The following is a 12742-nucleotide window of genomic DNA, read 5'->3' as shown; positions in this document are numbered from 1 at the left end:
CGCAGCCGTTTCGCCGCGGCATGCCGTACACAGCAATCAAGCGCTCCTGGCGGGCGCCGACGTAGAATAATGAGGAGAGCTAGCACCGTGAGCAACACCCCAGAAGTGGTCTTGTGCATTCCCGGCCCATGGGAGAGCAGCAGCGCCCTGGCCGCCGAAATCCTCGCCAGCGGCACCGGTTATATCCTCGATGGAACCCTGTTGCGCGACACCGAGACCGGCTTTGCCTGCGAACTCGTGCTGCAACGGGCCGATCCGGAACTGGCAACCGATTTTGCCAGGGCCGGCCCGCATTGGGCCGCCACCGAAGCGATGGCCGACATCGCCTTCCATACGACGGTTGCCTACCTGGTCGGACCGGGCGGCTCGCGCGCGGCGGCCGATGCGATGATGCGCGCCGCCGCGGCGGTCATCGATGCCGGCGGCCAGGGCGTGAAGATCGACAGCACCGGCATCGCCCATGCCCCGGCTTACTGGATCGACATGTGCGAGCAGCTCGACGCCCTCACCTCGCACCGCGCACTGGTCGTCTACGTGGCCGGCGCCGACGTCTATTCGTGCGGCATGCACAACTTCGGCTTGCCCGAGGCGATCACGAGCGCGGACGACAAGACCGGGGCGGCCGACATGCTGCGTTTCTTCACGCGCTACCTGCTGGAACACGCGCCGCAGCTGGCCGACGGCCACACGTTTTCGGTCAGCGAAGGCAAGCAGGTCTACCGCGTCGAACAGGTCGCGCCCATCGACTATGGCCCGGGCTCGCTGTTCAACAACCCCTACGGCGCCTGGCGCCTCAGTCCGGTCGCCCAGGAAAAAAAGGGCAACTGGTGGACCCGCAACCGGCAGTAGAAGGCAGCCGGCTCCACGCAGGACTGGCCAGGAATCAGAATGTCCCCGGCTGCGGTGCTTGGGTGCTTGCCGTGCTCGCACCGGGGCACGCCCGCCGCCCTGCACCGCCCGCGGTTCTGTTTGCCGGCATGCAGGCTCTTTTCCAGTCGAGTACGGGGGCCGGCAACAGCGGCTCGAGTTCGGCCGGCAGCGGCAATGGCCCCTCGAACACGCTGTGCTGCTCCGCCGTGGGGTGCGTCAGGAAGAGCGCGACAAGCGCGATGAACAGCCAGGCGGCAAGGCCGAGCCCGCGGTTTCCGCCGGCCAGGCGGCATGGGCGTGTCGGTAATGGCATACACTCTCCTTTCTACCGGTGATGGCATCGGGTCGACTCTAGACCGGCGCGCACCGGCCCGCCAGTGCGCACGATAGACGAACGACGGGCGCACTCCAGGTCGTTGAACGGCCGCCGGGGCCGGCAGCCGAACTGTCGCGTTTGCGCACGGGTGGCGCCTCACGCGCCCGCCGTTCATTGCCGATTCGTCAGTACCTCCCTCTGGTAGAATACGCGCGACCCATTTCGTCGTGCCGGTGAACGAACCCGGCATGTGCATGCACTACCCGCCACCACTCAATCCATGTTCAGTTTTTTCAAGAGAAAAAAAGCCGCCCCCGAGACGCCGGCCGAGGTCGAGCTTGCAGCGGCGCCTCCGGCGCCCGCTCCTGCTCCCGCCTCCGTGCGCGCGCCCGCCGCGCCGCCCGCCGCACCGGTAGTCACGCCGGCTCCGGCACCGATCCTGCACACCGAGCCGGGGACCGACCTCTTCATCGAAGAAACCGCCGAACGCCCGACCACCGAAGCGGAAAAAAAACGGTCGTGGATGACGCGCCTGAAGGCCGGCCTGTCCAAGACCTCGAACAACCTGTCGCTGCTGTTCGTCGGCGCCCGCATCGACGAAGACCTGTACGAGGAACTCGAATCGGCATTGCTGATGTCGGATGCCGGCATGGACGCGACCCAGTTCCTGCTCGACAGCCTGCGGCGCAAGGTCAAGGAAGACAAGCTGCTGGACGCCGCCGCCGTCAAGGCCGCGCTCAAAACGCTGATGATCGAGATGCTGCAGCCTTTGCAAAAGCCGCTCGAACTGGGCCGCCATGAGCCGCTGGTGATGATGATTGCCGGCGTCAACGGCGCCGGCAAGACCACCACCATCGGCAAGCTTGCCAAGCACATGCAGCGCTCGGAGCAATCGGTGCTGCTGGCCGCCGGCGACACCTTCCGCGCCGCGGCGCGCGAGCAATTGATGGTCTGGGGCCAGCGCAACAACGTCACCGTGATCTCGCAGGCTTCGGGCGACCCGGCGGCCGTGGCCTTCGACGCGGTGCAGTCGGGCAAGGCGCGTGGCGTGGACGTCGTCATGGTCGACACCGCCGGCCGCCTGCCGACCCAGCTGCACCTGATGGAAGAGCTGAAGAAGATCAAGCGCGTGATCGGCAAGGGCATGGCGGGCGCGCCGCACGAACTGCTGCTCGTCATCGACGGCAATACGGGGCAGAACGCGCTGGCGCAAGTGAAGGCCTTCGACGACGCGCTGCAGCTGACGGGCCTGGTCATCACCAAGCTCGACGGCACAGCCAAGGGCGGCGTGCTGGCCGCGATCGCGCGCACGCGGCCGGTGCCGGTGTATTTCATCGGCGTCGGCGAAAAGCTGGACGACCTGCAACCCTTCGATGCGCAAGAGTTCGTCGAAGCGCTGCTGGGTTAAGACACAAGAACGACGAGCCGATGATCGAATTCCACTCAGTTTCCAAGCAATATTGCGCCGATGCCACCGCCCTGCGCGAGGTGTCCCTGAACATCGACAAGGGCGAACTGGTGTACCTGGCCGGCCCGTCCGGGGCCGGCAAGTCGACGCTGATGAAGATGATCGCCGCCATCGAGCGTCCCAGCAGCGGTCGCGTGATCGTGTTCGGCCAGGACATCGGCATGCTGAAAAAGCCCGGCATCCCCTTCCTGCGCCGCAAACTCGGCCTGATCTTCCAGCACCAGCGCCTGCTGAACGACCGTACCATCCTGGCCAATACGATGCTGCCGCTGCTGGTCTCGGGCGCGCCGAAGGCAGGCGCCGAGCAGCGCGCGCGTGCCGCCCTCGACAAGGTCGGCCTGCTCGACCGGGCCAAGGCGCATCCGCTGGAATTGTCCGGCGGCGAGCAGCAGCGCGTGGCGATCGCGCGCGCCATCGTCAACCGCCCGCGGATCATCCTGGCCGACGAGCCGACCGCCAATCTCGACCGGGTGGCGGCCGACAAGGTGCTCGATGCCTTGCGCGCTTTCCACTCGGTCGGCGTGACTTGCCTGATCTCGACCCACGACGAGCAAGTGCTCGACGGCGCGGCGCGCGTGATCCGGCTCGAGCATGGCGCGCTCGTGCCGCACGCGCCTACCGGGGGTGCGGCATGAGCCCGTGGCTGCGCGAGCACCGCTTCGCCCTCGGCGCGGCGCTGAGCCACCTGCGCAAGTCGCCGGGCAGTTTCCTGTTCAACGTGCTGGTGGTGGCGGTCGCGCTGGCGCTGCCGTTCGCCGGCATCACCCTGCTCGACAACGTGCGGCCGATGTCGGAGCAGCTCTCGGTCGATCCCGAGGTGAGCCTGTTCGTGAAACCGGGCGCCACGCGGGAACAAGCGCAGTCGCTCGAACCGCAGTTGCGCCAGATACTGCAGGGCAGCAATGCCCGCATCGTCTTCGTGCCGCGCGAACAGGCGCTCGACGACCTCAAGGAGCGCAGCGGCCTGTCCGCGGCCCTCGACACGCTGGGCGACAATCCCCTGCCCGACAGTTATGTGATGACGCTCGAGGGCGTCAACGACACGCCCGATGCGGCGCGCATCGACGCCCTGGTCGAGCAGATGGGTGCGCTGGCGCAGGTCGATACCGTGCAAGTCGACTCGGCCTGGGTGAAACGCCTGGCGGCCCTGCTCGGCATCCTGCGCCTGGCCCTGCTGCTGCTGGCCATCACGCTGGGGGTGGTCGTGATCGCGGTCGTGTTCAACACGATCCGCCTGCAGGTGCTGACCCAGCGCGAGGAAATCGCCGTCTCCAAGCTGCTGGGCGCGACCGATAACTTCATCCACCGCCCGTTCTACTATACGGGCGCCCTGCTCGGCCTGTGCGCGGGCGCGGTGGCCCTGGGCGCGGTGACGCTGGCCTTGCAGCCGCTGAACGGGGCCATTGCCGAGTTCGCGCGGCTGTATGCCTCCGAATTCCAGCTCGCGCCGCTCGGCGCGCTGGAGCTGGGCGGCCTGCTCGCCATCAGTGCAGGCCTCGGCTTGCTCGGGGCCTTGCTGTCGGTGCAGCGGCACCTGGCGCGCATGCGCTGACCGCGCTTGCCAGGGAAAAACGGGTGATATGGCCGAGGCCGATCACCCGTTTCTTTTTTCCCGTTCGGCACGTTCAAACGGGCCCATGATGCGGGCCGCGGCACCTGTTCACATTCTGCCTTGTAGGCATGCATGCCGCCGCCGCGCCAGACAATCGCGCATGCAGGCGCCGAAGGCCATGCTAGGTGCGCCAACTAACAGAAAGCAGGCCGCTACGGCCCGTAACCTGCTTCCAGACCGTTAGCGCAGCCCGGCACATTTGATGCATATCAATAGTTATGCAAAGGTCACCTTTACAGTAAAGCAGATGTTTTTTCGATTCCTTAAAGAAATACTTTAATGAAACTTAAACGGCCCGAGCTTTCCGTGGGGTCGCTGGCACTCTCCCATGGGGAGTGCTAATATAGGTGCTCAAGCGAAGGTAAACAAGGTCTGAGATGCATCCGGCACGCAGTTGACGTTGTGCGTGCGGTCAGCCGCCGGGATGTCCCGGCTCCGATGACGATGCAGTAAAGATTATTTTACGAGGAAAATTATGATGTCCGCACAATCCGCATTGGTCCCGGCCAGCAGTCGTGCCCTGAACCTCGGTTTCACTGGCAATCTCGGTAACATCGACGCGTATATTTCCGCCGTCAACCGCCTGCCAATGCTGACCCACGAGGAAGAGGTTTCGCTGGCAAAGCGGCTGCGGGAAGCGAACGATCTCGATGCCGCGCAAAAACTCGTGCTGTCGCACCTGCGCCTGGTCGTGTCGATTGCGCGCGGCTACCTCGGCTACGGCCTGCCGCACGCCGACCTGATCCAGGAAGGCAATATCGGCCTGATGAAAGCCGTGAAGCGTTTCGACCCGAACCAGGGTGTGCGCCTGGTGTCGTACGCGATGCACTGGATCAAGGCCGAGATGCACGAATACATCCTGAAGAACTGGCGCCTGGTGAAGGTCGCCACGACCAAGGCCCAGCGCAAGCTGTTCTTCAACCTGCGCAGCAATAAGGTCGGCCTGGACGCGATGACCCCGACCCAGGTCGACGACCTGGCGAAGATGCTCGACGTCAAGCGCGAGGAAGTGATCGAGATGGAAACCCGCCTCTCGGGGCGCGACATCGCCCTGGAAGCGCCGACCGACGACGAAGACGACAAGTTTTCGCCGATCGCCTACCTGTCGTCGGACCAGCAGGAGCCGACCCGCGTGCTCGAGGCCGAGCAGGTCACGCGCCTGCAGTCCGAAGGCCTAGAGACGGCGCTGGGCAAGCTCGACCCGCGTTCGCGCCGCATCGTCGAAGCGCGCTGGCTGGCGAACGACGATGGCTCGGGTGCGACGCTGCACACGCTGGCCGAAGAGTTCGGCGTGTCGGCCGAGCGGATTCGCCAGATCGAATCGGCGGCCCTGAAGAAGATGAAAGGTGCGCTGGCGGCGTTCGTGTAACACGCGCCAGGCGGCATGCAGGACACGGCAGCCCCGCGCGGGCTGCTTTTTTTTTCGGGCATGCGCAGCGCGCGCCGGGCCGATGTGCGGGCGCTGCCCCAGTAGCTAGTTCAACGTATCGGCCCAGATCCGCCGTGCCCAGGCATCGGCGTCGTCGCCCTCCCGTGCCGACGGCTGCTCCGACAGGACGCTGGCGCCGCCGGCCAGCATGCTCTTCGTTGCCGCGTCGTAGCGGTACAGTGTCGAGATATGCATCGCCTGCCTGTCGTCGATAAAGCTGTAGCAGGTGTTGGCAAAGGCCGGCGCCGGGTCGGGCGCTTGTCCCAGCATCGAGTCGACGATGGCGCGTGCGCAGATCTTCGCCTGGGCGTTGGCCATGTGCGCCGACTTGGGCAAGCCCGATTCGATCGCATCGCCAATGACATGGACACTTGGCAAGACCTTCGAGGCGTACGAGACGAAATCGACCTCGCACCAGCCCCCCTCGCCATCGGCCAGGCCGCACGCTTGTGCAATCTTGCCTGCGCGCTGGGGCGGAATGATGTTGAGCACGTTCGACCTGACCGTGTCGAAGGCGGTCCTGACGGTCTTCGTCGCCACGTCCACCCCCTGCAATTCGCTGCCGGGCAGGTAGTCGATCATGCCTGGATACAAGTCTCGCCAGGCCCGTTCGAACAAGGCGCGTTTCGAGGTGATGACGGGATTGGCGTCGAGCACCACGACCTTGGAGCGGGGCTTGTGCGTTTTCAGATACCACGCGACCTGGCAGGCGCGCTCGTAGGGCGCGGGCGGACAGCGGTAAGGCTGTGCCGGCACCACGATCGTGAAGACGCCGCCATCGGGCATGGCCATGAGCTGGCGCTGCAGGGTGCGCGTTTGCGGCCCCGCTTTCCAGGCATGGGGAATCTGTCGCCAGGCGTCGGCCGGCATGGGCAAGGCGTCGTGGATGAAATCGATACCGGGGGCGACGACGAGCCGGTCGTACGACAGCTTGTTACCCGCCATCACGATGTGCGCCTTGTCGGCGTCGATCGCCGTCACGCGGGCGCGCATGTATTGGACGCCATGCTGCAGCCGCAACGCGTCGTAGCCAAAGGTCAGTTGCGCAAGGGTACGCTGGGCACCTAGCACGCGGTTGCTGACGGGGCAGGAAATGAAATGGGGGTTCTCGTCGACCAGGATGACCTCGATGCGCCCGCCGCTCAGGACGCGCAGGTACTTGGCCGCGGTCGCGCCGCCGAAGCCGGCGCCGACGACGACCACGCGCCCGAGCGACGCCTGGCGCGCATGGCGTCCTTTGCCGAACGCCGCGGCCATGGCCGACCAGGCCGACGCGGCCAGTGCCAGTTCGAGGACAGCGCGCCTGCGCATCCTCACTCCCATTCCAGGGCCGGGTACAGCAAGTTGACGTTGCGGCGGTTGACGACGTCGAACAGTTGCCAGCGCGTTCGTTCGGACGCGGCCGCCTCTGTCATCGTGTCGGTCATGTCGGTACCGTGCCGGATGCTGGTACGTACGTCGCGCAGCAAGGTCTCCAGGTAGCGGCGCTGCCGGTCCAGCGCCGCGCGCTTGTCGCGGGTCGCGGGGCCGTGCCCGGGGACGGTGACGATGGCCGGTACTTTTTCCAGTGCCTCCATGGCGGCGAGCCAACCCGCGACATCGCCATCGATGGCGGGCGTGCGCTCGATGAACAGCAGGTCGCCCGTCCACAGCGTGCCGCTGGCGGCGTCGAACACGCTCACATCGTTGTTGGTATGCGCGCTGGGCCAGGCTGTCAGTTCCAGCTTGCGCCGGCCGAGGTCGAGGACCAGGCGATCGCGCACGGTCTCGCCGGGGCCGATCAGCGTGCTCCTGTCGGCCGCGCCGCCCAGTTGCTGTTTCAGATTGCGCAGGTAGGCGTCGCCACGCGCGGCCAGGGCCTGCGCCAGCATGGCGTGACCGATGAAGCGCGGCTGGGCGCCGGGCGTGGTGGCATCGGCCTCGATGAAGGCCGCGTTGCCGAAGACGTGATCGGGATGTCCGTGCGTATTGATGACATAGCGGATCGGCAGGCGGGTAATGGCGCGCAGCGCTTGCTTCAAGGCCAGGCCGACGGCATACGAGCCGCCCGTATCGATGACCGCGACCGCCTCGCTGCCGACCACGAAGCCGATGTTGGCGATATCGCCGTCATAGCCGTCCTCGAAATCCTTGTGCTGCCCGCTGTGCACGTACACGCCGGGCGCGACTTGCTCGACGCGCAACGGCGCCGCGCCGGCCTGCGCAGCGGCCACGAGCAGCCAGGCCAGCAGCAGGCGCCGCACCTAGCCTCCGACGGCGAGCGACTGGCGGAAGGTGGCGCCGGCGTTGTCGCGGATGAGCACTTGCAGGGCGCCGGGCTGGTCGGCGACGAAGCCGAAGCCGATGTACGGATCTTCGCTGATGCCGATCGCCGTATCGGCGGTGAGTACCGGCATGCCATTGTAGGTGACCTCGACCTTGTCGATAAAAAACGCCGGCCGGTAACCGTGCGTGTTCAGGTCGCGCTGCAAGCCGGTGTACATCGGATGCTTGATCAGCAGGCGAGCCTTGTTGACTTCGCCGCGCTTGAAGGGTCCGTCGAGCGCGAGCTTCATCTTCCCGGCGGCGGCCATCGCCGCCGCGTTGTCGCCCGGCGTCGTGCCGCCGCAACCGCCGGACGCCCTCACGGTCGTGGAATTCACGTACACCCTGCCGTCGTTCGCTTCGGCAACGACATGCACCGGCGAATCGGATTCAAAGCGGATGCGCGTGGCAAGTTCGGCCTTGCCGCTTTGCGGATAGAAGTGAAACACTGCCGTCAGGGGCACCGGATTGGCATCGACGAACAGGGTAACGGACTTGATGTACCGGCTTGCCGTCATCGGGTGATCGATGCTGAACGCGAACGGCACCTGCTCGCCGCTGGCCGCGCGCGCGGGTGCAGTCAAGCGGATGAAGGGCGCCGCTTCGAGTGTCTTGCCGGGAAAGCGCGCTTGCTGGAATGCGGCCCAGGAGTCCGGCATGGCCTGGGCCCGGGCTTCTTGCGCGCCGGCCGCAAGCGCCAGCATCGACAGGCCCAAGCAATAAAACGCGTGATGCAAACCTTGCAGACGAATGTTCATCACATCAACCTTTATCCAGGCGTAGATGCCAACGCAGCCCGGCAAAGCGCGCACGTCTCCAATGGCTTTGCCCTCAGGAGGACTATAACCCATGCACTGCGTTGTTTGAATCGTGTGCTGTGTCGCCGGAAAAAATACAGAACGGCTGGTGTCAGGTCTGTCATTCAGACACGAGCTCAGCAATAACTCCGGGAAAGGCCGGAAAGCCGGTGTCAGAAGGCCGGTGTCGAAAGCCGGTGTCATACAGAACGGCTGGTGTCATGTCGAAGGCCGGTGTCAGGTCTGTCATTCGGACACGAACTCAGCCATAACGAAGGCCGGTGTCAGGTCTGTCATTCGGACACGAACTCAGCCATAATTTCGCTCTCCATTCAGCCTAGTGCCAGCTGTGGACAGGTCAAAATCGAGAGCAAATGTCCGAATGTCAGACTTGACCCCAGCCTTAAATGTCCGAATGTCAGACTTGACCCCAGCCTTATTAGTTACAAAAAAACGGCGATCCTCGCGAAGATCGCCGCCAAACGGACTTATCGCTAGCGCGGGCTGGTGCCCGCTCGTGCATCAATAAATTGCCGCACCCGATGCATCCTTGAGCTGGGCTTTCCACGCGCCCTGCACCAGTTTGACGACCGACGCCGGCATCGGCACGTAGTCGAGTTCGGCGGCGGCGGCGGTGCCGTTCTTGTAGGCGTAGTCGAAGAACTTGACGACTTCCTTGCCCTTGGCGGCATCGGCCTGGGACTTGTGCATCAGGATGTAGGACACGCCCGTGATCGGCCAGCTGTTCTTGCCGGCGGCGTCGGTCAGGACCACGGCGAAGCCCGGCGTCCTGGTCCACTCGGCGCTGGCGGCGGCGGCCTTGAAATGTTCGTCGTCAGGCTGCAGGAACTGGCCGTCCTTGTTCTTCAGCTGGGTATGCGACAGCTTGTTCTTCTTGGCGTAGGCCCACTCGACGTAGCCGATCGACCCCTTGATGCGCTGGACGTTGGCGGCGACGCCTTCGTTGCCCTTGCCGCCGATGCCGGTGGCCCATTTCACGGCCGTGCCGGCGCCGATCCTGCTCTGGAATTCCGGGCTCGTTTTCGACAGGTAATCGGTGAACAGGAAGGAAGTGCCCGAGCTGTCGGCGCGGTGCACGACGGTGATGTCGTCGCCCGGCAGCTTGACGCCAGGATTCAGCGCGGCGATTTCCGGCGCGTTCCATTTGCTGATCTTGCCGAGATAGATGTCGGCCAGGACCGGGCCGGTGAGCTTGAGCTGGCCCGGCGCCAGGCCTGCGACGTTGACGACCGCGACCACGCCGCCCATGATGGCCGGAAACTGCATCAGGCCCGCCTCGTCCAGCTCGGCCGCCTTCAAGGGCATGTCCGAGGCGCCGAAGTCGACGGTTTTCGCCTTGATCTGCTTGATGCCCGCACCCGAGCCGACCGACTGGTAGTTCATGCCGGTGCCGGTGGCTGCCTTGTACATCTCGGCCCACTTGGCGTAGATCGGGTACGGGAAGGTGGCGCCCGCGCCGGTCACGTCGGCGGCGAACGAGGAGGACATCGCGAACGCGGCGGCGGCAGCGGCGACCATCGTTTTAAACATGTGCTTGCTTTTCATTTTGTGCTGGCTCCGGGTGGCTCGGTTCGTTGAAGTGATGGATGCAGTCTAGCCAGCCAATATGACAGGCGCATGACGCGAGCATTCGCGCCGCCGCCGTGGCCTTTTTGTTATGCTCGGGCTACCGACACGAGCCTTTTGCCGATGCGCCATCTCGCCGCCCTGCCCGTTTTCTGCGCCACGCTGGCCGCCTGCGCCGCGCCGGCCGCGTCCATTCCGGGCGCCGCGTTCACGCTCGAACGCGGCCAGGCCGTCGACGTGGCGCCGGGCGTCACCCTCGTCTTCGAAGCGGTCGACGACAGCCGCTGTCCGCCCGGCATGCGCTGCGTCCGGGCCGGCGCGCTGCGCTACCGCTTCAGCATCCGCGCAGGCGCCGCCGCGCCCGACACCTTCACCCTCACGCCCGGACAGCTTGACGCCGCACCGCAGGCCCTGGCCGGGCGCCGCATCCTGCTCGACGAAGCCGCGCTTCCCGCGCCGGCCGCGCCCGGCATCCCCATCGTTTACCGCGCCACCCTCCGCCTTACGCCGACCTTGCCTACTCCATGACCCGATCCGCAACCGCCCGCACTCGCATCCTGAACTGCACCCTCACCCTCTCGATCATCCTGCACGCGCCGCTGGCGCTCGCCAAAACGCCGGTCGCCACCGGCACCGGCGGCGCGGTCGCCACCATCAGCGAACAGGCTTCGCGCTCGGCCCTGGCCATCCTCGACAAGGGCGGCAACGCGATCGACGCGGCCGTGGCCGCGGCGGCGACGCTGGGCGTGACCGACCCGTTCAGCTGCGGCATCGGCGGCGGGGGCTTCATGGTGATTTACCTGGCCAAGGACAAGCGCGTGATCACGATCGACCACCGCGAAACGGCGCCCGCCGCCTTCACTCCGGCGACCTTCCTGGAGAACGGCAAGGAGATCGATTTCGACACGGCCGTGGCCAGCGGCGCGGCCGTCGGCGTGCCGGGCACGGTGCGTGGCTGGCACGAGGCGCTGGAACGCTACGGCACGATGAATTTCAAGCAGGTGCTGGCGCCGGCCATCGACGTCGCCAACCAAGGCTTCACCGTGACCGACATTTTCTCTCGCCTGACGCGCGAAAATGAAAGGAAATTCCAGCAGTTCGGTACGACCAGCGCCCTTTACCTAAGGGACGGCAAGGCGCTCCCGGCCGGCACCATGCTGCGCAATCCCGGCATGGCCAAGGCCTACCGCGAGATCGCCGCCCGCGGCCAGCGCGCCTTCTACACGGGGCCGATGGCGCGCGCCATCGTCGACGCGGTCAACAGGCCGCCGGTGGCGGGCGGCGCGGGCGTACGCGCCGGGAAGATGACGCTGGCCGACCTCGCCAACTACGAAGCGCGCATCCGCCAGCCGGTCGCCAGCACCTACCGCGGCTATGCGCTCTACGGCATGCCGCTGCCGAGCAGCGGCGGCGTGACGGTGGCCGAGGCGCTCAATATCCTGGAGGGCTACGACCTCAAGGCGATGCCGCGTGCCGACGCCGAGCACCTCTACCTGGAAGCGAGCCGTCTCGCCTTTGCCGACCGCAACGCCTACCTGGCCGACCCGGAATACGTCGATGCGCCGGTGGCGGGCCTGCTCTCGAAAGCGTTCGCGGCGCAGCGCCGCACGGCGATCGACCCGAAACGCGCCGCTGCCAGCGTCGCTGCCGGCGACCCGTACGCGTACCAGGAGGACCAGAGCATCCCGCTGCGCCCGCAAGCGCGCCCGCTGCAAAAGGAAAACGCCCACACCACCCACTTCACGGTGTCGGACAAGGACGGCAATGTGGTCTCCTACACCTTCACCATCGAATCCTGGGGCGGCAGCGGCATCGTGGTGCCGGGCTATGGCTTCCTGCTCAATAACGAGATGACCGATTTCGATTTCTCCGGCCCGCGCCCGAACGTGCCGGAAGCGGGCAAGCGTCCGCGCAGCAGCATGGCGCCGACCATCGCCCTGAAGGACGGCAAGCCGGCGTTCACCATCGGCAGCCCGGGCGGCTCGACCATCATCACCACCGTGCTGCAGACAATCGTCAACCATGTCGACTTCGGCATGCCGATGGATGCGGCGATCAATGCCCCGCGCCTGTCCGAGCGCAACGGCGCCGCTACCTCGGTCGAGCCGGGCTTCGCCGGCTCGGCGCAGGCGCGCGCCCTGGAAGCGTTCGGGCACACCTGGGAAGCGACGCCAGAGGAAATCGGCGCCGCCAATGCGCTCGTCTTCAACCCGGACGGCACCGTGACGGCGGTCAGCGAAGGCCGGCGCCATGGGGTAGGCAGCGCGCTGGTGCAGCGCAAGGGGCACTAGGGCGTGTCTGACTGAGTTCATAGGAGCCATAACATAATTGTTGCCACGGTCACGGCAGCGAGGAAGTT

General features: G+C 66.0%; 12 protein-coding genes. 7 read left to right on the top strand and 5 right to left on the bottom strand.

What is annotated here, in order from left to right; all coding sequences use genetic code 11:
* The first annotated feature begins 87 nt into the window (after positions 1 to 87).
* Positions 88 to 849, top strand: coding sequence for a DUF4261 domain-containing protein (locus ACFPOU_RS18805; protein WP_379724778.1), 762 nt, complete (start codon positions 88 to 90; stop codon positions 847 to 849).
* A 34-nt stretch (positions 850 to 883) separates the two neighbouring features.
* Here the strand turns inward: ACFPOU_RS18805 and ACFPOU_RS18800 are convergent, their stop codons facing one another.
* The gene (locus tag ACFPOU_RS18800; RefSeq protein ID WP_379724775.1) at positions 884 to 1183 is read right to left on the bottom strand and encodes a hypothetical protein; all 300 of its coding nucleotides are present in this window, start codon (positions 1181 to 1183) and stop codon (positions 884 to 886) included.
* A 283-nt stretch (positions 1184 to 1466) separates the two neighbouring features.
* Between ACFPOU_RS18800 and ftsY the strand changes: the two genes are divergently transcribed.
* The 4 genes from ftsY to rpoH all read left to right on the top strand — a co-directional run bounded on the left by ftsY (position 1467) and on the right by rpoH (position 5635).
* Complete coding sequence (gene ftsY, locus ACFPOU_RS18795; protein ID WP_379724772.1) at positions 1467 to 2594, top strand: signal recognition particle-docking protein FtsY; 1128 nt, start codon at positions 1467 to 1469, stop codon at positions 2592 to 2594.
* Positions 2595 to 2614: 20 nt separating this feature from the next.
* Positions 2615 to 3289 carry a cell division ATP-binding protein FtsE gene (locus ACFPOU_RS18790; RefSeq protein ID WP_379724769.1) on the top strand — a complete coding sequence of 225 codons (675 nt, stop codon included), beginning with the start codon at positions 2615 to 2617 and terminating at the stop codon, positions 3287 to 3289.
* Positions 3286 to 4206 (top strand): permease-like cell division protein FtsX, encoded by a 921-nt coding sequence (gene ftsX, locus ACFPOU_RS18785; RefSeq protein ID WP_379724766.1) that lies wholly within the window; start codon positions 3286 to 3288, stop codon positions 4204 to 4206. Before ACFPOU_RS18790 ends, ftsX begins: the two co-directional genes overlap by 4 nt.
* Before the next feature lie 535 nt (positions 4207 to 4741).
* Complete coding sequence (gene rpoH / locus ACFPOU_RS18780; protein ID WP_379724763.1) at positions 4742 to 5635, top strand: RNA polymerase sigma factor RpoH; 894 nt, start codon at positions 4742 to 4744, stop codon at positions 5633 to 5635.
* Between the two features lie 105 nt (positions 5636 to 5740).
* Here rpoH and ACFPOU_RS18775 read toward each other — a convergent pair whose 3' ends face one another.
* The 4 genes from ACFPOU_RS18775 to pstS form a co-directional block, all read right to left on the bottom strand.
* Positions 5741 to 7006 carry an NAD(P)/FAD-dependent oxidoreductase gene (locus ACFPOU_RS18775; RefSeq protein WP_379724759.1) on the bottom strand — a complete coding sequence of 422 codons (1266 nt, stop codon included), beginning with the start codon at positions 7004 to 7006 and terminating at the stop codon, positions 5741 to 5743.
* Between the two features lie 2 nt (positions 7007 to 7008).
* Entirely contained in the window at positions 7009 to 7938 is a 930-nt protein-coding gene (locus tag ACFPOU_RS18770; RefSeq protein ID WP_379724756.1) for a quinoprotein relay system zinc metallohydrolase 2, read from the bottom strand.
* Positions 7939 to 9000, bottom strand: a complete 1062-nt coding sequence (locus ACFPOU_RS18765; protein WP_379724753.1) for a quinoprotein dehydrogenase-associated SoxYZ-like carrier — start codon at positions 8998 to 9000, stop codon at positions 7939 to 7941.
* A 318-nt stretch (positions 9001 to 9318) separates the two neighbouring features.
* Positions 9319 to 10362 (bottom strand): phosphate ABC transporter substrate-binding protein PstS, encoded by a 1044-nt coding sequence (gene pstS / locus ACFPOU_RS18760; protein WP_379724750.1) that lies wholly within the window; start codon positions 10360 to 10362, stop codon positions 9319 to 9321.
* 144 nt (positions 10363 to 10506) lie between these two features.
* Between pstS and ACFPOU_RS18755 the strand changes: the two genes are divergently transcribed.
* Together ACFPOU_RS18755 and ggt are read left to right on the top strand one after the other, a co-directional pair.
* Positions 10507 to 10911, top strand: coding sequence for a hypothetical protein (locus ACFPOU_RS18755; protein WP_379724747.1), 405 nt, complete (start codon positions 10507 to 10509; stop codon positions 10909 to 10911).
* Positions 10908 to 12674, top strand: a complete 1767-nt coding sequence (gene ggt, locus ACFPOU_RS18750; RefSeq protein ID WP_379724744.1) for a gamma-glutamyltransferase — start codon at positions 10908 to 10910, stop codon at positions 12672 to 12674. Before ACFPOU_RS18755 ends, ggt begins: the two co-directional genes overlap by 4 nt.
* Positions 12675 to 12742 lie beyond the last annotated feature (68 nt).

Origin of the sequence: Massilia jejuensis, from assembly GCF_042656795.1 — a bacterium.
GTDB lineage: Bacteria > Pseudomonadota > Gammaproteobacteria > Burkholderiales > Burkholderiaceae_D > Telluria > Telluria jejuensis.
Note: the sequence above shows the minus strand (reverse complement) of the source record. Positions and strands in the feature narration are given on the sequence as shown.